The following is a 20808-nucleotide window of genomic DNA, read 5'->3' as shown; positions in this document are numbered from 1 at the left end:
CACCTCAGTGCTGATGTTCGATGCTGTCGATGCGCGCGTAGACGCTCTCGCTGCCGTCTTTATTGAGCAGCATGACGTTGTAGGGGGTGAAGTGGCCTTCGACTTCCATGCCCGGGCTGCCCAGCGGCATGGCCGCCACCGCGAGGCCGCGGGCGCCCGCCGGCGGCTTCTGCAGGAACTGGCGGATCAGTTTGGCCGGGATATGTCCCTCGAAAACATAGCCCTCAGTCGACACGCTGGTGTGGCAGGACTGGTGGCGGGGTTCTATCTGGTGACGGTTCTTGATGCCGTTGAGGTCGTCGACATCGGTCGCGGTGACCTTGAAGCCGCTGGCGCGCGCGTGATCTACCCACTTCTTGCAGCAGCCGCAGGTGGCGCTCTTGTAGGTGGTCAGTTCGATGGCGGCGGCGTCGGCGGTCTGTAGCGCGTCCTTTTGCGCGGTCACACCGCCGGATTCCGCGTCCGCACAGGCGGTCAGGGCCAGCAGGGCGAGCGCGACCAGGGCAGACGTCATGGACTTGATGGTCATGGCTGTTCTCTCAAGTTGTACAGGCAATTTATTTGGGTGCAGTTAAAGGCTGCTGTTTTCCGGATGCATATCCGGCCTGACGCCATTGGGTGAGAAGCTCACCGCGGCGTCAGCGCTGTTCGGGAGGGGATGCGTTGACTCAGGACGCACTGATCCCGTGATCAGCCAAATCTGGGTGGCTTGATCGCGGATTCCGGCTTCGGAGAGGAGGTGATATCGCGGTAGGTATTGATCGCAAAGAGGCGCGGCAGGCTGTTGCTGCCAAGCTCGGTGGTGGGCAGTACAGACGCGCAGTGACCGGGGCAGCAGGTACAGCTCTGTCCGCAGTCGTCCGCAGCAGCCGGGGCTTCACCGCAGTGGGACTGCGCTTCCGCAGCCACTGCCATGCCGTCGCCGCAATGGCCGTCATGGTCATCGTCATCCATCGGGTGAGTGCCCATCATTTCGACACTGGCAGTCATGGTCTGCGCATGCATATCCGCGCACGGCTGGGCCATCACCTGTCCGAAGACGGTGATCAACATCAGCAACAGCAGTGATTTCGCGATCAGTTTTTGCATGTCTGGCGATGGATGACTTTCGGTGGTGAAGGTTAGAGGTTGCCCGGCAGCTTGGCAAGCGCCGGGGGCTGGTGGTCCGGCCCCCGGCGCCTGCCGCGATATCAGCAGCCGAAGTCGTCGAAGGCGATCCTGTCTTCCGCGACCCCCAGCGCCGTGAGCATGGCGATACACGCCTTCAGCATCGGCGGCGGGCCGCACAGATAGAACTCGCAGTTGTCGATCTGCGGATGTCCGCGCAGGTATTGGTCCGCAACGATGTCGCTGATAAAGCCGTTGGCCCCCGACCAGTTGTCCTCCGCGCGCGGTTCTGACAGGCCCAGGCGCCAGGAGAAGTTGTCGTGCTCGCTGGCCAGCCGGTGAAACTCCTCGGCATAGAAGACTTCGCGCAGGCTGCGGGCCCCGTACCAGAAACTGATTTTGCGGCTGCTGCCCCGGTTGCGCAGCTGATCCACGATGATCGAGCGCAGCGGGGCCATGCCGGCCCCGCCGCCGATAAACACCATCTCGCGGTCAGTATCCGTTGCATGGAAACTGCCGAAGGGACCGGACATTTTTACCCGGTCACCGGGCTTGAGGTTGAACATATAGCTCGAGCCCAGGCCGCCGGACACGGTGCCACTGTCCTGGGGCGGCGGCTGAATGCGCACGTTGAGCACTATGCGGTTGTCGCCCTCGCACCGGTCGAGGGGCATGGCTTCGCCGGGCGCCTTGGTCGTGGACTCGCGGGGCGCGTTCGCCATGGACTCACGGGGCGCGTTAGCCATGGAATAGGAGCGCCGCACCGTTTCGCTGTGTGCGGCGCCGGCCGCGGCCCGCCACTGGCGCCAGTCCGCGCGGAACTCGCTGTCTACCGGCAGGTCCGCCAGCCGCAGCTGGTGCGGCGGCACCTCTACCTGCACGAAGCTGCCGGCGCGGAAGGCGAAGCCGGCCGTATCGGGCAGGCGCAGGTGAATCTCCTTGATAAACGGCGTCAGGAAGCGGCTTGCCACCACTTCGGCACTGTACTGGCCTGCCCGCAGCAGGCTGTCATCCAGGGTGAGGCGCGTCGCCCCGCTCGCGCGCTGCTGGCAGGCCAGCCGGTAACCGGCCGCCAGCTCGCTGATCGACAGCAACGCCTTCTCGCTGGCGCTGACCGGTGCATCCGTGTCCAGGCGCACCTGGCACAGGCCGCAGCTGCCGCCGCCGCCGCAGTTGGACGGCAGCTGTATGCCGTTGGCGGCGAGGCCGTCGAACAGGTTGCTGCCGCTGACCAGCGCCAGCCGGTTGATCGGATTGGCGTTGCTGTCCAACAGCTGCACCGCCACGCGGCTGTGGCGCCCTCGCCGGTAATGGGCCACCAGGTTGAAGTCGTGGCGGGAAAAACTGCTGAACAGCAGCAGGCAGCCGGACAGGGACATCAGCAGGGCGCCGAGACCAAAGGCAATCACGAACGGATTGTTGAAGCTCTCCCGCTCACTGTAATCCATGATATGCAGCATCCAGAAGATATCGAACAGCCGCCAAGTGTCGTTGCGGCGCTCCAGCACGCGGCCGTCCGCCGCGGAGATATACAGGCTGGTGGCAAACTCGTCCGCGATGTCCACGCGCCACATGGGGCCCTGGTGGCGGCGCGCCTCCATATTGGCGTTATCCAGGCGCAACGGCTCGCCGATCAGGCTGTCGTCGCCGGCGTAATCCCGCGCGGCGATGGCCGCGGCGCGCGCACTGTCGATCACGACCGGCGCGCCGTTGCGGGCATCGCGCAGCTCCACGCCGTCTTTTGTCTGCACCCGGTAAACAGCCTGTTCGAAACCGGGCTGCAGGCGGAGATCCACAATCGAGCCTGGTGCGTACAGTCGCGCGATGGCGTCGTGGCCGACGTTCACCTGCGCAGAGCTGAGTTCGGCGGCCACCGGACCGGCGGCCAGGTGACGACCGCTGACAATATTGGAATCGAGCAGGTTGAAGGCCAGCCCGCTGGCCAGCCACAGCGCCAGCTGGAGGCCGATAACGAGGCTGAGCCACTTGTGGGCCACTTTGACAAAATTCATGCGCTGGCCTCCTGTTCTTGTTGGTGTTGTTGCCGGGATTTCGCAGTCCCGCGCTGGCCGAAGCTGTAAAACAGCAGCACCAGCCCAGCTAGAACACTGACCAGGCTGAACAGGGTGGCGATCAGCAGCAGCGGATTGTGGATATTTTCGCGCGCCTCGTAATCCATGATGTGCAGCATCCAGAAGAAGTCGAAGGCGCGCCAGTAGTCGTGGCGGCGCGTGGCCAGGGCGCCGGTATTGGGGTCGATATAGAGGCTGGTGCCGTAGCGATCATCGAAGTCCACCCGCCACAGCGGCAGTGGGCGGGACTGCAGTTCTGTCGGCGGATTTTCGCTGATTAGCACCGCGGAGGCCGCCGGCAGGTCGCCGGAATAATAGTGTTCGGCCAGCGCTATCGCCGTCTTTCGATCGAGCGGGGAATTCTCGACGCCGCTGTGTGCGTCGAGCAGGTGTGCGCCGTCACTGTCGCGCACCACATAGAATAATTTTTCGCGAATTGACATTAACTGCACGGACTTTACGTCGGTGCGATCGCGCAGCAGTTCGCTGGTAGGAAATAATCCCGCTGTCGCGGTGGGCAGTGGTTCATTCAGGTTTTTTACCAGGTGGTCGCCGTGGATAAAATCCAGGTCCATCACCACCATGTAGGCCCCGCTCAGGGTCCAGAGCAGCGCCTGGACACCGACAAACAGGAAGATCCACTTGTGGAGCTTCCTGGTAATAGAAGCTGTTTGCATTGTATTTTTTCTCTTGGTAACCGCTGTTGAGAAAATAAACAGCAGGCGGGAGTCTAACCCCCGCCGCCGTGAATGTCTCCGCTGACTCAGTCGAAGCGGTACGTCATGCGCACATAACTGCGCATACCGGCCAGATCGTAAGTCATGGTGTCGGTGTTGCCGTCAGTCCAGCTGGCGACGCGGGGTGCCTCCTGGTCGAACAGGTTGTCGATGCCCACACTCATCCGCAGTGCGTCGTTCATCGCGTAGGAGAACTGCACATTGTGGTAGAAGATGTTGGGCATACTGGAACCGATACCGCTCTCGACATTGAAGTCATCCCCCTCACCGATCATGCGGATCGAGTAGGTGCCGCTCCACTGATTGCCGCGGGTCGTCAGTGACGCGTTGGCGCGCCAGTGCGGATAGCCACCGTTGCCGCTGCCGATGAAGCCGTCGAGCACGAACGGCTCGTCGCCCTCGAAGGCGGTGGTCTCGTATTCCTGCAGGTACGAGGCCTTGAAGTCGAAGGTGTGCGACAGGCCGGCCAGGTCGAAATCGTACAGTGCGCCGAAATCGATGCCCTGCATCACTTCGTTGCCGGTGTTGAATTTCTGCGTGGACAGGTAGTTCACGTCGCCGTTGACCGGATTGCGGGTGTGCTGGTCGGGCGCACAGAAAGCGTGGCCCAGGTTGGCGGACTCGTAGCACATCGCCAGTTTGGTGGAGCCGGACACCTCGCGGATGGCGTCGTCGATCTCGATATCGAAATAGTCGAGGGTCAGCGACAGGCCGTCCAGCGGCTGCAGTACCAGGCCGAAGGTGAAGCTTTCGGCACTTTCGGGTGTCAGGTTCGGGTTGCCGCCGCGATCGGTCAGGATGGTGGTGCCGAGCTGGGTATAGTTCAGCGGCACACCCGCCGCCTGGCAGTTCTGGTACACGGTGCTGGACGGGTCCAGTGACGCATAGTCGGAACAGGGATCGGTGGTGGTCAGGTTGCCCTCGGACACCCCGCCGAACAGTTCCGGTACATTGGGCACGCGGAAGGCAGTGGTCATGGTGCCGCGCACCTTCAGCATGTCGTTGACCTGCCAGTTGAGGCCGGCCTTGTAGGTGTCCTTGCCGTCGAACAGGTCGTAGTCGGAATAGCGCAGGGCCAAGTCGAGCTCCAGGGACTGCACCAGCGGCAGGTCGGCCAACACCGGTACCAGTATTTCGCCGTAGATTTCCCGCGCCTCGGTGGAGCCGGAGATCGGCTCTTCCTGGTTACCCAGGGCGTAACCCGCCTGCACCAGCGAGTCCGGCTTGCGCCAGCCGCTGTCCTCGCGCCATTCCACACCGGCGGCCATGCCTACGGTGCCGGCCGGCAGTTCGAACAGGGAACCGTTGATGTTGGCGCTCAGGCTCTTCTGCTCGTTGCCACCGGTGCCCTCCTGGCTGAAGACGATATAGTCCAGTACATCCTGGGTCACGTCGCCGTAACCGAGATAATCGGCACAGGGAATACCGTTGCTGCCGCACAGGCTGGTATCGAGGGTCTCGCCCACGCGCTGCATATTGATGTTGTTGGCGATGCCGTCGGAGGCGGTGTTGCGTCCCCAGTTAACGGCAACGTCGTAGCCCCAGTCACCGTTGATATCGCCCTCAATGCCGGTGACCACGCGCCAGGTGTCCACTTCCTGGAAGAAGTCGCGCGCACCGTTCTCCAGCAGGCGGCGGCGTTCCAGCACGAAATCGCTGCCGGTGGGGTTGGAGGGGTGATCGGCGCTGTAAGGGAGGTCGGCCAGGCTCGCCGGGGAGGCGGGCTGCATCGACTGACGGTTGGTGTACATCAGTTCCGTGAACAGGGTGGCGGACTCGGAAATCTCGAAGTTGCCGAGGGTGGTAAAACTGAAGCGCTCGATCGGCTGCACGGCATTGAAATAGGGGTTGTAGTTGAAGCCATGCTTGAGCCCGTTGTAGGGCTCATAGAAGTCGCCGTCGCCGTTCGGGTCCTGGTTGAAGTTGACGCGGGTAGGTTCGGTCAGCACGGTGCCGTCCGGCATAGTCGCGCCGGCGGGCAGGGTGGTGCGGCCGCCGATGGTGGAAGAGCTGCCGCTGCACTGGCTGTCGTCGTCCAGCGGACAGGGCACACGGGCATCCAGTGGCGAGGGGCCGTTGTCCTGGTAACTCATATTGACCATCAGGTTGCCGCGCTCGCCGGATACGCCCCAAGTCAGGTCGAGCACAGTCTCCTCACCGTCGCCGAGCGCGGTCTGGCCGTACTTGCCCTCGATTTCCAGTCCGTCGAATTCCTTCTTGGTGATCAGGTTGACCACGCCGGCAACGGCGTCGGCACCGTAGGTCGCGGAGGCGCCGTCCTTCAGCACTTCGACACTAGAAACCAGTGACATCGGAATCATGGACAGGTCGACGCTGCTGTTGGCGCCGGTACCGCCGTTGACCACGCGGCGGCCGTTGACCATGACCAGGGTGCGGTTGGTGCCCAGTCCGCGCAGGTTGATCTGCGCCGTGCCGTAGCCGTTGGACGTCCAGTAGGCGTTGGTCTGGTTGCCGCCGAAGCCGGCCGCCGCGGGCAGGGATTGCAGCAGGTTTTCCAGCGAACTGAAACCGGTGGCTTCGATGGAGGCTTCGTCGAGCACGGTAACCGGGCCGACGCCCTCGATATCGGCCCGCTTGATACGGGTACCGGTGACATTGACTTCTTCGATCTGCGATTGGGCGCCGGCATCTTCTGCCTGGGCGAAGGTCAGCTGAGCGTAACCGGTGGCGGCAGCGGCCAGCGCGATAAACAGCGGTGTTCTTGCAATTTTGTTGCTAGGACGTGTCATCTCGAATTCCTTTATCTTTAATTTTTCGAGCCCCGCGCGGTGGTCGCGCAGGGACGACGGCGCGTGCGTATGCGATGTACACAGCGCACGCTATTGAGCGTAAGTCGTCAGTGAGGGGGAGTGCAGGCGATACCCCGGCCTACCGGAGCGATCACTCTGTCAAAGCAGTGGCAGAATGCGCTTTTGGCAGGCGCACCTATCCCCGGTCAGGCGGCAATGGGAGGCCGTAGGGCCGCTTCCGGAAGAGGAGAGGAATGGAGTTCAACGTAGATGGCGTTATCCGCTGCCGGCAGGCTCGCCGAGCCAGTGAACTCACTGCCGGGCATGGCACTGGCGCAGTGACCGGGGCAGCAGCTGCATGCCTGTTCACAGGCCTCGAGGGTTTCGCCGGCATCGGCGGAGTCGCAGTGGTGCGCAGTCTCATCGACACTACAGTGGCTAGCTGTCGCCGAGTGTTCGCTCTGGTGGTGTGAATCGTCACCGCCGCCAGCGGACGCGCAGGGCGCTGCGAAGGCCTGGCCGTTCAGTGCCAGTAGCAGAAAAAGCAGCAGAAACCGGGACAGCGCGTCATTCATGACTGGATTCGGAGTGGTCCAACGTTTTTCTTATCTGAATTGCTGCTGAGAGTACGTGCGATCAATTGCGAGGGCAAGCCCCGATACCGGCGTTGGCCTTGTCGGCGGTCATAGCGCAAGGAGCCGGCGGGGATATTTCCTCCACTGACAGGAAAGCTGGATAGCGTGCATTCGCATATTCTGCGGACCGCTATCCGCGCAGGCTATAGTTTGTGGATATGGGAGTGCTACTCCCGGATGTCGATGCCGGTGATCAGACTGAATAAATCCGATCTTGACGTGCGGCCATGGCGGCTGGCCGTCAGACTGGCGCAGGGTAAATAGGCGCGGGGCAAACATTGAGCGGCAAAAAGGGCTACAAGCAGGCACTGCGCGAACTGCAGATCAAGCTGGTGACGCTGCAGCGCCACCTGATCGAACACGATCTGCAGATTCTCGTGCTGTTCGAGGGGCGCGATGCCGCCGGCAAGGACGGCACTATCAAGCGCATTGTCCAGCACCTGAGCCCGCGGGAGACGCGGGTGGTTGCACTGGGCAAGCCCTCGGACCGGGATTGCGCCAGCTGGTATTTCCAGCGCTATGTACCGCATCTGCCGACAAAGCAGGAAATGGTGCTGTTCAACCGCAGCTGGTACAACCGCGCCGGTGTCGAGCGGGTGATGGGATTCTGCAGCGATCAGGAGTACCGGGAATTCATGGACTCGGTGGTGCCCTTTGAAGCGATGCTGGTCCGCTCCGGGATTCAGATCATCAAGTACTACCTGGATATCGGCCGGGAAGAACAGCAGCAGCGGATGAAGGCCCGCAAGGTGGATCCGCTCAAACAGTGGAAGGTCAGTCCGGTCGACGAGGTGGCGCTGCAGCACTGGAAAGAATACAGCGTGGCCCGCAACGAAATGTTCGCCAAGAGCCACAGCGAACTGGTGCCCTGGTATGTGGTGCGGGCCGATGACAAGAAGACCGCGCGACTGAATGTGATCCGCCACCTGCTCACGGCCGTGCAGTGCCCGGAATGCGACCAGCACGGCGAGGCGCCGGATCCGGAAATCGTTTTTCCCTACGATGGCACGCATCTGCTCAGCGGCAGGATCGCACCCTAAAATACCGCCCCCTACGGATCATCGGTCAGCGACATTATTCTGGGAGTTCGGGAGGTGATGCTATGCACCCGAACCGTCAGTACAGTCCGTTTTTTGCCGCGCTGGCAATGTGTCTTGTCGCGCTGCTGCTGGTGCCGGTCCAGGTGTCGGCCAATACGGCCAGCTGGTTCGACGATGAGGCCGCGGCGAGCATTTCCGGGGCGGTGTCGATTCGCGTGTCGCTGGGAGAACAGCGCGCATACCTCTATAAAGGCGGTGAGCTGATAGGCGTGTCCCGGATCTCCTCCGGCCGCGACGGCTACCGGACGCCCAAGGGCAGCTACCGCGTCAGGGGCAAGAAACTCAAACACAGATCCACGCTCTACGGCAGCTATGTGGACCGCAACACCCACCGGGTGGTGCGCGCCGACGTGGATACCCGCAAAGACCGCCGTCCGCCCGGCACCTACTATCGCGGCGCCAAGATGGACTACTTTATCCGCTTTAACGGCGGTATCGGCTTCCACGCGTCCGGCGATGTACCCGACTACCCCGCCTCGCACGGCTGTGTGCGTATGCCGCGGCACATGGCGCAGAAGTTCTATCACCATGCGCCGGTGGGTACGCCGGTGGTCGTGACCCACTGACGCCATCCGGCTGCACCGTCGGCGTTTTCCCTTGTCCGCCGCGGCGGGTAAACTCTGCCCCCTGTCTGTTCGAATTCCGGGGGAAGGGCCTTGGCCACCAAACGCAAAACCGCCTATGTGTGCAACGAGTGCGGCGCCGACTATACGAAGTGGGCCGGGCAATGCAGTGCCTGCGGCACCTGGAACAGTCTTAGCGAAGTGCGCCTCGGCCCCGAGCACCGGGACAGCCGCGCGGCCAACTTCACCGATGCCCAGAGCGGCTACGCCGGCACCGCCGTTGCCGGCCATGGCCAGGTGCAGAAGCTGTCGGAAATCGATCTCTCCGAGTTGCCCCGAATCCCCACCAATGCCGGCGAACTGGACCGGGTGCTCGGCGGCGGCCTGGTGCCGGGCTCGGTGGTGCTGATCGGCGGCCACCCCGGCGCCGGCAAGTCGACCATTCTGCTGCAGACCCTGTGCCACCTGTCCAGGACCATGCCCGCGCTCTACATCACCGGCGAGGAATCCCTGCAGCAGGTGGCCATGCGCGCCAGGCGCCTGGGGCTGCCGGCGGACGACCTGCAGATGCTGAGCGAGACCGATGTGGAGCGCATCTGCCAGGTGGCCAAGGAAGTGAAGCCGCGGGTGGTGGTGGTGGATTCCATCCAGGTGATGCATATGAGCGACGTGCAGTCCGCACCCGGGTCGGTGGCCCAGGTGCGCGAGAGCGCCGCCTACCTGACCCGCTTTGCCAAACAGACCGGCACGGCGCTCATTCTGGTCGGCCACGTGACCAAGGACGGCAGCCTCGCCGGCCCCAAGGTGCTGGAGCACATCATCGACTGCTCGATCCTGCTCGAAGGCACCCACGATTCCCGCTTCCGCACCCTGCGCGCGCACAAGAACCGCTTCGGTGCGGTCAACGAGCTGGGGGTGTTTGCGATGACCGAGCAGGGGCTGAAGGAAGTCTCGAATCCTTCGGCGATCTTCCTGCAGCGTGCGGAGGAGGTGGCCGCCGGCTCGGTGGTGACCTCGGTGTGGGAGGGTACGCGCCCGCTGCTGGTGGAGCTGCAGGCGCTGGTGGACGACAGCAGCCTCGGCAATCCGCGCCGGGTCGCGGTGGGCCTGGATCACAACCGCCTGAACATGCTGCTCGCGGTGCTGCATCGCCACGGCGGCGTGCTGGTCGGCGATCAGGATGTGTTTATCAACGTGGTCGGCGGGGTCAAGGTGATGGAGACCAGTGCCGACCTGACGCTGCTGCTGGCGGTCGTCTCCAGCTTCCGCAACCGGCCGCTGCCGCGGGACCTGATGGTGTTCGGCGAAGTGGGGCTGGCCGGTGAGATCCGCCCGGTGCCCTCCGGGCAGGAGCGATTGCGCGAGGCCGCCAAGCACGGTTTCCGCAAGGCGATAGTGCCCGCAGCCAACCGCCTGAAGAACGATATCGACGGCATGGAGATGCGCGCGGTGAAGACGCTGGCGGAGGCATTGGCGGCGATTGATATGAGTTGATTCCTGGGCGCGCCGAGCTTTTTTATCGGGCCGAGGGCTCCAGCTCGGCATTCGGAGCTATCGGTAACCACGGAGGGTTGATTTGGAATGAGCGATCATTCGGACAAGGATGCCGAGCTGGAGCTCGGCGCGCCCAGGGGCTGGTATTCCCGCGGTTATGTGCCGCATTTCGATCACTACTGCGCGCTTCAGTCCATTACCTTTCGTCTGGCAGACTCACTGCCTCAGTCGAAACTGGCGGAGTTGGGCCGGGAACTGCGGCGAGGAAACTTGCCGGAGTTTCGAAAAGAGTTGGAGAAGCGCAAGCGAATAGAGCAGTGGCTGGATGCCGGTTACGGTTGCTGTGCACTCGGCCACCCGGCAGTAGCAAAATCCGTGCAGGATGCATTGCTGAAATTTGATGGTGTCCGCTATTTGTTGATCGCCTGGTGCATAATGCCGAACCATGTGCATGTGCTGATCGATCCCAGAGAATCGCTGGCTAAAATCGTGCAATCCTGGAAATCCTATACCGGTCGCTGGGCGCTGCGGAAAAATGCCGAGCTGGAGCTCGGCGCGCCCAGGGGGAAGTTCTGGATGCGCGATTACTGGGATCGTTATATTCGGGGCCAGCGGCATTTCGAGCGTGTCATTGATTATATTCATCGAAACCCAGTGAAAGCGGGATTGTGCTCCAAGCCAGAAGATTGGCACTGGTCCAGCGCCTGGGCGCGCCGAGCTCCAGCTCGGCAACAACCAGTGCAGGAAAAAACACCGTGAAAAAAGCGCTCCTGCTTACGCTCTTATTGTTCGCCCAGCCCGTGACAGCCTACGACCGCATCGCCTCCCTGAACCTGTGCCTGGATCAAGTCCTCCTGAACTGGGTTGCCCCGGAAAAAATCGCCTCCGTCACCTGGCTCTCCGCCAACGAACACTACCGCTCGGCGCCGCTGCCGCAGCATGTGCAATTAAACCGCGGCCAGGCCGAGGAGCTGTTGCGCCTGCAGCCGGATCTGATTCTCGTCGGCCAGTACGGCGCCCAGCGCGCGGCGCGGCGGCTGCGCGACCTCGGCATGAATGTGGTGTCGATTCCCGATGCCTACAGCCTGGCACAGCTGCTGGAGCAACTGGGCGCACTGGAAAGCACCCTGGGCCAGTTGCCACCGCTGCAGCGACAAAAGCGGCAACTGGAAGAACTGCTCGCCAGACCGGTGCCGACGGACAAGGCCAGTGCGCTTATACTCTCCGCCAACAACATCACCTACGGCGGCGGCATGCTGGAACACCAGCTGCTCGAGCGCGCGGGTTTTGACAACCTGGCGGCAGCGCGGGGCATCGAGCAGCTGGGCCGGGTCAGCCTGGAGGAGGTGATCGCAATGCGGCCGGACCTGCTGGTTTTCTACGGCGGCGAACAGGACTTCGCCGTGGCGCACCTGGCCGCGCGACACCCGGTACTGAAAAACTATATCGACAGCGGCCGCACCTACACGCTGCCGGCGGAACTGGGCTTCTGCCCGGCGCTGGTGGTGGCGGACGTTCTGCAGCAGCTCACGGATAAGAGAACGACGATTTTTGAAAAGCGATAATCTAGCGCTCTCGCTGTTGTGCGCGGCGCTGCCGCTGGCACTGCTCGCCGCCCTGGCGAGCGGCCCCGTGGCCGTCGATCTGGGCGCGGCGCTGAGGGAAGGCTGGCGCGGCGACAGCAGCGACGCGGTGATCCTGTGGCAGTTGCGCCTGCCGCGGGCCCTGCTGGCGATTCTGGTGGGCGCGGCGCTGGGGCTGGGCGGCGCGGCCATGCAGGGCATGCTGCGCAATCCGCTGGCGGAACCGGCACTGCTGGGCGTGTCCAGCGGCGCGGCGCTGGCGGCAATCCTGCTGCTCTACTATGGTTCCGCCCTGCGGGCTGGTTGGGGCGCCGCCTGGCAGTCCGGCTGGCTGCTGCCGGCGCTGGCCATTGCCGGCGCCTTCTGTGCAGTCGCCTGCGTATGGCTGCTGGCGGGGCGCGGCGCCAGTGCCAGCCGGCTGGTGCTCGCGGGTGTGGCCATCAATGCCTTTCTTTCCGCGCTGATGGCGCTGGCCCTGAACTATGCGCCGAGCATGTTTGCGATGCAGGAAATCGTGTTCTGGCTACTGGGTTCGCTGGCGAACCGCGGCTGGGACCAGCTGCTGCTGGCGCTGCCGTTTGTGCTGGTCGGCGGACTGCTCCTCTACTGCGCGCGCAATTATCTGCGGGCGCTCTCCCTCGGCGAAGCCAGCGCCGCCTCGCTGGGTTTTCGCGGCCATCGCTACCCGCTGCTGGTTCTGCTGGGTATTGCCAGCGCGGTGGGCGCGGCGGTGGCGGTGGCGGGTACCATCGGTTTTGTCGGTCTGGTGGTTCCGCACCTGATGCGCCCGCTGGTGAACCAGGATCCGGGACGGCTGCTGTGGAGCAGCGCGCTGGCCGGTGCCCTGCTGTTGCTGCTGGCGGATATCGTCGTGATCAATTTTGTCGGTGCGCAGGAACTGCGCATCGGGGCGGTGACCGCCTTTATCGGTGCGCCCTTCTTTTTCTGGTTGATTGTCAGCGCCCGCAGAGGACAGCAGCTGTGACCAATCGCCGTAAGCTGGAGATTTCCTGCCTGCAACTCGGACTCGAACGCCGACACCAGCGCGTGCTCACCGATATCAACTGCACTTTCAAGCCGTATGAACTGACCGCAGTGGTGGGGCCGAACGGTGCCGGCAAGAGCAGTCTGCTGCAGTGCCTGGCCGGCGTGCTGGTGCCGAGTGGCGGCCGCATCGAACTGGATGGCCTGCCCGCGGAACAGGTATCCGCGGCAGAGCGCGCGCGCTTCGGGGCCTATCTGCCCCAGTCGGAGACGCCGGCCTGGAGCCTGAGAGCCGCCGACCTGGTGGCGCTGGGGCTCCTGCCCTGGGGCCGCCCGCGCGATCGCGAGGCGCGTGTGTCCGCGGCCCTGCAGCTGGTGGATGCACAGCCGCTGGCCGAGCGCCCGGTTACCCAGCTGTCCGGTGGCGAGTTGCGCCGCGTGCAGCTGGCGCGGCTGCTCGTCGGCGAGGCGCCGCTGCTGATCGCCGACGAACCCACCGCGGCACTCGATATCCGCCACCAGCTGCAGCTGATGCAGAATTTCCGCAGCCAGGCGGATGCGGGCAAGACGGTGGTGCTGGCCCTGCACGACCTGTCCCTGGCGGCGCGCTATTGCGATCGGATTCTGCTGCTGCAGGACGGGCGCCTGCGCGCCCAGGGCACGCCGGAAGACGTATTTACCCCGCCGCTGATCGGCGACGTCTACGGGGTCAGCTGTGAATTCCGCTGGCGCAACGGCGTGGCCGACTTCGTGCCGCTGGATCTCCTGTAGGGTGCGCACGGCGCACCCTACGCACTGACCACCAACCACTGCTATACTTGCCGCCGCTTCAGGTGCCCAGCAGTGCCAAAACCTCACGCCGATCTCAGGTCGGCAAAAAGTATTGGCGCTTGGCTGGGGTAAACGGGAAGTCCGGTGATGTGCGTTCGCACAGAGTCCGGCGCTGCCCCCGCAACGGTAAGTCGGAGACCCGCTCTCGAGCAGATCCGATAAGCCCGATACCGGCCCGAAGCGCAGAGATTGATAAAGCGGAGGGCTTTGTCTGGTCTGTGTGCCCCGCCTTTGCCGCGCACTGATTACACTCACCCTCCCTCAATCCGTTTTTCATTTCGAGATTGGGGAAACCACCATGAAAAAAACACTTGTCGCCGCGGCCATAATCGCCGTTGGCCAGCCGCTGTTGTCGTCCGCCGCGGAACTTTCAACCGCGGAACTTTCAACCGCGGAACTTTCAACCGCGGAACTTTCAACCGCGGAACTTTCAGTTGCGGAACCTCCAACCGAGAAGTTGGAGCAGATCACCGTCACCGCCAGCCGCGTCGAAATACCCCTGCGGGAAGCCGGCGTTTCCGTATCCGTACTCACCGCCGCCGATATCGAGCGCCTGGGCTACAGCAGCCTGCTGGATGTGATCCGCATCCTGCCGGGTATCTCCGTCAGCAATACCGGCGGTGCCGGCAAGGTCAGTTCCGTTTTTATTCGCGGTGAGAGCAATTACCGCACCTTGGTGCTGTTGGACGGAGTCAATATCGCCGACCCGTCTGCGCCGCAAGTGGGCGCGCAGTTCCAGCACCTGCAGGCCGCGGATATCGAGCGCATCGAAGTGTTGCGCGGCCCACAGGGCATGATGTATGGAGCCGGTGCCGGCGGTGTGATCAATATCATCAGCAAGAAGGCCAGCGAACCGCTGAGCGCACAGCTGACTGCCGAGACCGGCCGCTACGGCACACAAAAAGCCAGTGCCAGCCTGGGCGGCAGCCGCGACAACTGGAACTACGACCTGAGCCTCTCCGACGTCTCCACCGACAGCTTCAATGCGATGGAACTGGATACCCGCGGTGAGCGCGATGGCTATGACAATCTCAGCGGCAGTGCGCGGCTGGGCTACCAGTTTAACGAGAACTTCGCTGTCGAAGGGCAGCTGCGCCGCACAGAGACCGATTCCGAGTACGACAACTGCGGCTTCCTGTCCCTGATCATTGACTGCCGTAACCGCTACGACCAGAGCAGCGCCAGCCTCAGCGGCAAATATCAGCGGGATTCCTTGGGTCACGCGCTGACTATCTCCAGTCAGGAAATCGAGCGCGAGGGCATCGCGCTCGGCGAGTCGCTATACACTTTTGATGGCGATATCAGCGAGCTGAACTATGTCGGCGACAGCGCCCTGGCCGGCGGACAGTTGCTCTGGGGCGGCGAGTATGAGCAGCAGGAGTTCACCAGCACCTTCAGCAAACAGGATATCGACAGTCTGGGTCTCTTTGCCGAGTGGCGCGGCAACATTGCGGAAAAGGTTTTCTATACATTCGGCTACCGCCGCGACAGCCTTGAAACCGAAGACCACAGCAGCTGGCGCGCGTCCGTGGCCTATCCCCTGCTGTTGGATGGCGGGCTGCTGGGCAAAGACCATCAGCTGAAATACCGCGCCAGCTACGGTACCGGCTACCGCGCCCCGAGTCCCTATGAGGTCGGCCTCAACCTGTCCGAAGGCGTGCCTGCCGTCGGGCCCGAGATCAGCCGCGGTTACGAGCTGGGCCTGGAATACCAGCTGGCGCAGCTGTTGCAGCTCGAGCTGGTGTATTTCGACCAGGAAATTACCGACGCCATCGTCTATGACTACTCGCTTGGCGCCTGGGGTGCCTACGGCCAGGACGACGGCGACAGCCAGTCCGAGGGCGTCGAACTGTCCCTGGCCGGCGCGCTGGGTGAGCGCTTCGACTGGTATTTCAACGGTACCTGGCTGGACTCCCTGGACACCGCCGGCGAGCAGCGCCAGCAGGTGCCGCAGCGGGTCTACAACCTGGGGCTCGGCTACAGCCTGCTCGGCGACAGACTGATCCTGAATGGCAACTGGCAGCAGGTGGAGGACCGACTGGATTTCAGCGGTGAGATGCTGGACAACTACGGCAAGCTGGATCTGAACGCCGCCTATCGCCTGAGCGAAAATGTACGCCTCACCCTGCGCGGCGAAAATGTCCTCGACGAGGATTACCGCGAAGTGGCCGGCTACTACACCGCGGGCGCGGCCGTCTTTGCGGGCGTGCAGTTGACCCTGTAACCCACGGCCCTCTTGTAGCTTGTAGGTGGTAGGAGCGGCCGGTGGCCGCGATCGGTGCCGGTATAAACCGCTGCCTGGATCGCGGCCACTGGCCTGCCCGGCCGCTCCATGTATTCGCGGTGCCTTCGGCCCTACAATGTCCCTTTCAATTCCAGTCTCAGGTCCACCTATGAGCACCCCGGAAGAAAAGGCTGAGCGTCACAAGAAGCGCATGCAGGCACGCAAGAAGATTGTCGATGCCGGTGTTGCGAAAGCGCTGGAGGAGCGCGGCATAGTGGTGCTCTACACCGGCGACGGCAAGGGAAAGACCACCGCCGCGGTGGGTACAGTCGCCCGCGCGCTCGGCTACGGCTACAGCGTGGTGGTGGCGCAGTTTATCAAGGGTGTCTGGGAGTGCGGAGAGAAGAATCTACTGATGCAGTTGCCGCGCGAACGCTTCCCCCTGCAGTGGCACGAAATGGGCACCGACTTCACCTGGGAAACGCAGGATTTAGAGGCCGACAAGGCTGTCGCCCGCGCGCTTTGGGATAAGGCGCTGGCGGCGCTCAGGGATGAGAGCGTTTATCTCGTCGTGCTCGATGAACTCACCTACGCGCTGAACTACCACTGGCTCGACAAAGTAGAAGTGGTTAAGGCGATTCAGCAGCGCCCGCCGCAGCAGACGGTCATCATCACTGGGCGCGGCGCCAAGCAATACCTCAAGGACTTGGCGGATACCGTCAGTGAAATGCGCGCCCTCAAGCACGCCTTCAATGACGGTGTTGCCGCACGCAAGGGTATCGAGTGGTAACGTCCGGGAGTAATTATCCCGGGCGCCTGCCTGGTGCTATACCAGCGCCTCAGCCTCAGCCTCAGCTTCAGAAGGCTGCGACTGTTCCACCGCTGCGGCTTGCAACAACTGGCGCCGCACCTTCAGCGGCGTAGTGCCGAACCAGCGGCGGCAGGCGCGATTGAAGGAGCTCTGTTCCCGATAGCCGAGCAGGGCCGCAATCTGCGTCATCGGCATCTCTGCTTCCGCCAGAAAACTCTCGGTGCGCTCGCGGCGGATGCTGTCCAGCAGATCTTCGAAAATAATCGTCTGTTCGCTGAGGCGGCGTTGCAGCGTGCGCTTGTGCAGCCCCAGCCGGTTCGCCACCTCCTGCAGACTGCAGCGCTGGATCGGCATCAGGCGGTGTATCAGCCGTTCCACCTGGTGGTGCAGTTCCATCGGCTCGCCCCGCAGGGCGTCGCCGATATAGTTGTTCAGGAACTGGTGCAGCTGTGGATCGTTCTGGGCAATTTTTCGCTCGAGATGGTTTGCACTCAATACCAGCGCATCGCGATCCTGGGCGAAATAAACCGGCGCGCCGAAAAACTCCTGGTATCTATCGTGCAGCGGCTCTGCGGACTTCAGCAGCACCGCCTGGGGGCGGAAATCCTCGCCGCACAGCATTTTCAGGGCCAGGTGCGCGACGCCGAGAACCAGCTCCTGATTCTGTCGCAGCGCGGGCAGGCCGCGAACCGGCTCGAACCACAGTCTGCTATGGTTGTCAGCGCTGTCTTTTTCGAGCGCCATCTGCAGGCCGCGCGTGAAAAACTGCAGGCAGTTGATGCTCGCCCTCAGGGCGCCCCCGACCGTAGGTGCGTTAAGGGCCATGGCGGCCAGCGGGCCGAATACCTTCAACTCCTGGCAAGTCGCCAGGCGCAAGCCGAAATCTGGGCAGTCCAGCTCGCGGGCCGCCTCTTCGATCAGTTTGATGGTGGTACCGAAAGGCAGTGCGCCTTCGAGCTCTTTTACCTTTTCCGGTGCTATGTTGAAGCGGCCCAGCAAGGCTTCTGGATTTCCGTTGAGCCGAGTAACCAGTTCATAAAACCCCGTCAATGAAGCGGTTTCTATCAGCTGAGTCATTTTCCTGTGAGTTCCCAAAGTGCCCCGGAAACTGCCGGGGCAAGTGTGCTTGGTCAGTGCGACCAATCTCCACGAGTTGTTGTCGTTTTTCGTTCGTTCTTTTGCTGTTCACCGCTGCCAACCGGGCACGGCCGATCAGCTTATTAGCTTTGGTTATAAGCTAATCAGCTTTCGATGATGTTACTCGTTTTTTTCGGACAGGTTGTTTGCACTTAGTGACAGCGGGTCACGTCAGGGAGCGGCTTTCAAAACCGATAATGGGAAATTAATGCTCAAAATTTCGCAAAATATGGAATTAATTTTCTATATTGCGTTGGCATGAATTTCATTTTTTCAATTCAATAGTGAGTCTCGATAACAGCAATCCAGCGCCGTAAATGCGAACAGGAACCGGCTGGTCAGATGAAGTGAGTTTCTTCTGCGATGAATCACGCAGAATATTTGGAACTGAGCGGTCATGCCCGGAGATTCTGCAATGGCGGCCGCTTACTTTACTCGCAGCGCGTATCTGCGCAGATCCCTGGATGGTCAATGCACCCGGCCCGGCACCGGACTGCGGGGATCAGAAGCGATAGCCGATACCGACGGAGTAGACCCAGGGATCGATGTCCACGTCGGTCTTGATGACACTGGTGCCGAAGTTGGTCGGGAAGCGGATCTTCACCTCACTGTCCAGGTCCAGATACCAGACGGCGGCGTTGACCAGCCACCGGCTGCTGCGGCCGAGCGCGATGTCGACCCCGAGTTCGCCGGCCAGCCCCCAGGAATCGTCCAGTTCCAGATCCGCGCCGGCCTGAGCGCCGAGTGTCGTCATAAAGTAGTCGTTCGCGGTGCTGCTGATATTTTCATCCATGAAGGTGGTGTAGTTGATGCCCAGGCCGACGTAGGGCTGCACCCAGGATTCCACGCACACCGGGAACCACTGCACTGTAAGTGTCGGCGGCAGTTGTTCCGTGTCACCCAGGAAGACGCGTCCGAGGCGCTGGCCGTTCACCCCACTCGGCAAGCCGGATACTTGCAGGTCGTGCTCGAACGGGAAGGCCGCTAACAATCCCAGCCCCCAGTGGTCGGCAAACAGCCAGGTGCCGGTGATGGTGGCGCTTTCACCGTCATCCACATAGAGGCGCGTATCCGGGAGTTCCGTGCCGTCCAGTCGCAGCCAGTTGGAGTCGTCATCGGGATCCACCCAACCGGCGCCGATGCGCAATATGATGGTGCCCTGTTCGTAATCGGCCAGAGCCTGGGGGGCACCGAGCGCCAATGCGAGAGCGGCGGCGAGGAGATTGGCGGATTTCATGAAACGTCGCTCCGTGAACTGCTTGGGGACTTCCAATTGTCAGTTTAGACACGGGTACAGTTTGACGAAGCCATTGGGTGTATTTAGGCGCCAGTTAGACGATGTTCGCCGGGGCGAACTCGCGCACGCGAATATGCCATAATCCGCACTCTCAACCGACAACGGATAGCAGTCAATTCAGCGGTGAAATAATGAAAATTGGAGTTTTGAAAACCGACGACGTGCGCAAGGAACTGGTGGGCGAATTCGGCGAGTACCCCGAGATGTTTGCCGAGCTGCTGCGCAGCCAGGACCCGTCACTGGAGTTCACGACCTACGAAGTCCAGCGCGGCCACTACCCGGCGGACATCGACGAAGTCGACGCCTACCTGATCACCGGCAGCAAGACCGGTGTCTATGACGAGAAAGAGTGGATCCCGCCGCTGATGGAATTTGTGCGCAAACTGCACGATGCGAAGAAGCCCACTATCGGTATCTGCTTCGGCCACCAGCTGATCGCCCACGCGCTGGGCGGCAAGACGCGCAAGTCCGACAAGGGCTGGGGCATCGGCGTGCACAGTTACGAAATGCAGGAAACCCCGGCGTGGATGTCCGAGCCGATGCAGAACTTCAGCCTGCTGGTCAGCCACCAGGATCAGGTCGAGGAGCTGCCGCCGGGTGCCAGGGTGCTGGCCTCCAGCGACTTCTGCCCGATGGCGATGGTGCAGGTGGACGACCACATGCTCACCTTCCAGGCCCACCCGGAATTCACCAAAACCTACTCCAAGAGCCTGATGGAACTGCGCCGCGAGGCCTTCGGTGAAGCGCTGGTGGAAAAGGGCCACGCATCACTGCAGAACGACATCCACGAAAGCGCCGTCGCCAAGTGGATGGTGGAGTTCCTGCGCAAGTAACTCCGCTACTTCCCTCTCCCATTTATGGGAGAGGGGCCGGGGGAGAGGGCCAAACCCTCACTTCCATTTGATATTGCACCCCATCGAAGGCACCTGGTCCTCAGAGGGTTTTTCTCCCGCCAGCACCGCATCCACCGCCGCACGCAGATCGTGCCCGTTCACCGGCTCGTTATTGCCCGGCCGGCTGTCGTCGAACTGCCCGCGATAAACCAGCTTGCGCCCCTTGTCGAACAAAAAGAAATCCGGCGTGCAGGCGGCGCCAAATGCGCGCGCCACCTCCTGCTGCTCATCCACCAGATAGGGGAACACATAGCCCCGTGCAGCAATTTCTTCCTGCATACGCTCCGGGCTGTCGGCCGGGTAGCTTTCGTAGTCGTTACTGTTGATCGCGACAACGGTCAGCCCCGCCTCGCGGTACTCCCGTGCAAACTCTGACATTGCCGCGGCGATATGTTTTACGTAGGGGCAGTGGTTGCAGATAAAAGCGACCAGAATCGGCTGCTCAGGAAAGCCGTCGCTGTTGTGGAGATTGCCGGCCGGATCGCGCAGGGAAAAGCCGGGCATTGGGGTGCCGAGTGGCGCCATTGTGGAGGGCGTTAGGGTCATAGCGGCTCCGGATCATATGTTGAGCGAATAACGGCTCAGTATGG

General features: G+C 62.4%; 19 protein-coding genes and 1 riboswitch. Of the genes, 10 read left to right on the top strand and 9 right to left on the bottom strand.

The genetic code is table 11. The features are described from left to right. Positions 1-4: 4 nt before the first annotated feature. The 6 genes from RRF64_RS09010 to RRF64_RS08985 form a co-directional block, all read right to left on the bottom strand. On the bottom strand, positions 5-529 hold the full coding sequence (locus RRF64_RS09010) for a DUF411 domain-containing protein (RefSeq protein WP_323845505.1): 525 nt from the start codon (positions 527-529) through the stop codon (positions 5-7). 161 nt (positions 530-690) lie between these two features. Then, complete coding sequence (locus RRF64_RS09005) at positions 691-1089, bottom strand: hypothetical protein (protein WP_323845504.1); 399 nt, start codon at positions 1087-1089, stop codon at positions 691-693. A 101-nt stretch (positions 1090-1190) separates the two neighbouring features. Next, on the bottom strand, positions 1191-3119 hold the full coding sequence (nqrF, locus tag RRF64_RS09000; protein ID WP_323845502.1) for an NADH:ubiquinone reductase (Na(+)-transporting) subunit F: 1929 nt from the start codon (positions 3117-3119) through the stop codon (positions 1191-1193). Continuing rightward, on the bottom strand, positions 3116-3856 hold the full coding sequence (locus RRF64_RS08995; protein ID WP_323845501.1) for a PepSY domain-containing protein: 741 nt from the start codon (positions 3854-3856) through the stop codon (positions 3116-3118). The genes nqrF and RRF64_RS08995 overlap by 4 nt, the downstream gene beginning before the upstream one ends. Before the next feature lie 86 nt (positions 3857-3942). After that, a complete protein-coding gene (locus tag RRF64_RS08990; protein ID WP_323845500.1) occupies positions 3943-6666 on the bottom strand; it encodes a TonB-dependent receptor domain-containing protein in 2724 nt (907 codons plus the stop codon). 206 nt (positions 6667-6872) lie between these two features. Continuing rightward, positions 6873-7241, bottom strand: a complete 369-nt coding sequence (locus RRF64_RS08985; protein ID WP_323845499.1) for a hypothetical protein — start codon at positions 7239-7241, stop codon at positions 6873-6875. A gap of 338 nt (positions 7242-7579) precedes the next feature. On the opposite strand from RRF64_RS08985, the gene ppk2 reads away from it, so the two are divergent. The 9 genes from ppk2 (at position 7580) to cobO (ending at position 16870) form a co-directional block, all read left to right on the top strand. Beyond that, complete coding sequence (gene ppk2, locus RRF64_RS08980; RefSeq protein WP_323845498.1) at positions 7580-8341, top strand: polyphosphate kinase 2; 762 nt, start codon at positions 7580-7582, stop codon at positions 8339-8341. A 62-nt stretch (positions 8342-8403) separates the two neighbouring features. Then, the gene (locus RRF64_RS08975) at positions 8404-8967 is read left to right on the top strand and encodes a L,D-transpeptidase (protein ID WP_323845497.1); all 564 of its coding nucleotides are present in this window, start codon (positions 8404-8406) and stop codon (positions 8965-8967) included. A gap of 90 nt (positions 8968-9057) precedes the next feature. Next, the gene (gene radA / locus RRF64_RS08970; protein ID WP_323845496.1) at positions 9058-10458 is read left to right on the top strand and encodes a DNA repair protein RadA; all 1401 of its coding nucleotides are present in this window, start codon (positions 9058-9060) and stop codon (positions 10456-10458) included. Between the two features lie 87 nt (positions 10459-10545). Continuing rightward, positions 10546-11217 (top strand): REP-associated tyrosine transposase, encoded by a 672-nt coding sequence (locus RRF64_RS08965; protein ID WP_323845495.1) that lies wholly within the window; start codon positions 10546-10548, stop codon positions 11215-11217. Beyond that, entirely contained in the window at positions 11214-12023 is an 810-nt protein-coding gene (locus RRF64_RS08960) for an ABC transporter substrate-binding protein (protein WP_323845494.1), read from the top strand. The genes RRF64_RS08965 and RRF64_RS08960 overlap by 4 nt, the downstream gene beginning before the upstream one ends. Then, a complete protein-coding gene (locus tag RRF64_RS08955; RefSeq protein WP_323845493.1) occupies positions 12010-13026 on the top strand; it encodes a FecCD family ABC transporter permease in 1017 nt (338 codons plus the stop codon). The genes RRF64_RS08960 and RRF64_RS08955 overlap by 14 nt, the downstream gene beginning before the upstream one ends. Further along, entirely contained in the window at positions 13023-13796 is a 774-nt protein-coding gene (locus RRF64_RS08950; protein ID WP_323845492.1) for an ABC transporter ATP-binding protein, read from the top strand. The genes RRF64_RS08955 and RRF64_RS08950 overlap by 4 nt, the downstream gene beginning before the upstream one ends. Positions 13797-13875: 79 nt before the next feature. Beyond that, positions 13876-14049: riboswitch (cobalamin riboswitch) on the top strand. Positions 14050-14154: 105 nt separating this feature from the next. Next, the gene (locus RRF64_RS08945; RefSeq protein ID WP_323845491.1) at positions 14155-16080 is read left to right on the top strand and encodes a TonB-dependent receptor plug domain-containing protein; all 1926 of its coding nucleotides are present in this window, start codon (positions 14155-14157) and stop codon (positions 16078-16080) included. A 169-nt stretch (positions 16081-16249) separates the two neighbouring features. Next, positions 16250-16870 (top strand): cob(I)yrinic acid a,c-diamide adenosyltransferase, encoded by a 621-nt coding sequence (gene cobO / locus RRF64_RS08940; RefSeq protein ID WP_323845490.1) that lies wholly within the window; start codon positions 16250-16252, stop codon positions 16868-16870. A gap of 36 nt (positions 16871-16906) precedes the next feature. Here the strand turns inward: cobO and RRF64_RS08935 are convergent, their stop codons facing one another. Further along, positions 16907-17968 (bottom strand): AraC family transcriptional regulator, encoded by a 1062-nt coding sequence (locus RRF64_RS08935; RefSeq protein WP_323845489.1) that lies wholly within the window; start codon positions 17966-17968, stop codon positions 16907-16909. Positions 17969-18530: 562 nt separating this feature from the next. Then, positions 18531-19265, bottom strand: coding sequence for an OmpW/AlkL family protein (locus tag RRF64_RS08930; RefSeq protein WP_323845488.1), 735 nt, complete (start codon positions 19263-19265; stop codon positions 18531-18533). 191 nt (positions 19266-19456) lie between these two features. Between RRF64_RS08930 and RRF64_RS08925 the strand changes: the two genes are divergently transcribed. Next, the gene (locus RRF64_RS08925; protein ID WP_323845487.1) at positions 19457-20158 is read left to right on the top strand and encodes a glutamine amidotransferase-related protein; all 702 of its coding nucleotides are present in this window, start codon (positions 19457-19459) and stop codon (positions 20156-20158) included. 57 nt (positions 20159-20215) lie between these two features. Here RRF64_RS08925 and RRF64_RS08920 read toward each other — a convergent pair whose 3' ends face one another. Beyond that, on the bottom strand, positions 20216-20764 hold the full coding sequence (locus tag RRF64_RS08920; RefSeq protein ID WP_323845486.1) for a thioredoxin family protein: 549 nt from the start codon (positions 20762-20764) through the stop codon (positions 20216-20218). Positions 20765-20808 lie beyond the last annotated feature (44 nt).

This window comes from Microbulbifer magnicolonia, assembly GCF_035117725.1.
Taxonomy (GTDB): Bacteria; Pseudomonadota; Gammaproteobacteria; order Pseudomonadales; family Cellvibrionaceae; genus Microbulbifer; species Microbulbifer magnicolonia.
The sequence above is the reverse complement of the archived record's forward strand: the minus strand, read 5'-3'. Positions and strand labels throughout refer to the sequence as shown.

Excerpts from the sequence above, each read along its gene's own strand:
- RRF64_RS09010 (WP_323845505.1), bottom strand. The coding sequence starts at position 529 with ATGACCATCAAGTCCATGACGTCTGCCCTGGTCGCGCTCGCCCTGCTG.
- RRF64_RS09005 (WP_323845504.1), bottom strand. The coding sequence starts at position 1,089 with ATGCAAAAACTGATCGCGAAATCACTGCTGTTGCTGATGTTGATCACC.
- nqrF (WP_323845502.1), bottom strand. The coding sequence starts at position 3,119 with ATGAATTTTGTCAAAGTGGCCCACAAGTGGCTCAGCCTCGTTATCGGC.
- RRF64_RS08995 (WP_323845501.1), bottom strand. The coding sequence starts at position 3,856 with ATGCAAACAGCTTCTATTACCAGGAAGCTCCACAAGTGGATCTTCCTG.
- RRF64_RS08990 (WP_323845500.1), bottom strand. The coding sequence starts at position 6,666 with ATGACACGTCCTAGCAACAAAATTGCAAGAACACCGCTGTTTATCGCG.
- RRF64_RS08985 (WP_323845499.1), bottom strand. The coding sequence starts at position 7,241 with ATGAATGACGCGCTGTCCCGGTTTCTGCTGCTTTTTCTGCTACTGGCA.
- RRF64_RS08975 (WP_323845497.1), top strand. The coding sequence starts at position 8,404 with ATGCACCCGAACCGTCAGTACAGTCCGTTTTTTGCCGCGCTGGCAATG.
- RRF64_RS08965 (WP_323845495.1), top strand. The coding sequence starts at position 10,546 with ATGAGCGATCATTCGGACAAGGATGCCGAGCTGGAGCTCGGCGCGCCC.
- RRF64_RS08945 (WP_323845491.1), top strand. The coding sequence starts at position 14,155 with ATGAAAAAAACACTTGTCGCCGCGGCCATAATCGCCGTTGGCCAGCCG.
- cobO (WP_323845490.1), top strand. The coding sequence starts at position 16,250 with ATGAGCACCCCGGAAGAAAAGGCTGAGCGTCACAAGAAGCGCATGCAG.
- RRF64_RS08935 (WP_323845489.1), bottom strand. The coding sequence starts at position 17,968 with ATGACTCAGCTGATAGAAACCGCTTCATTGACGGGGTTTTATGAACTG.
- RRF64_RS08930 (WP_323845488.1), bottom strand. The coding sequence starts at position 19,265 with ATGAAATCCGCCAATCTCCTCGCCGCCGCTCTCGCATTGGCGCTCGGT.
- RRF64_RS08925 (WP_323845487.1), top strand. The coding sequence starts at position 19,457 with ATGAAAATTGGAGTTTTGAAAACCGACGACGTGCGCAAGGAACTGGTG.
- RRF64_RS08920 (WP_323845486.1), bottom strand. The coding sequence starts at position 20,764 with ATGACCCTAACGCCCTCCACAATGGCGCCACTCGGCACCCCAATGCCC.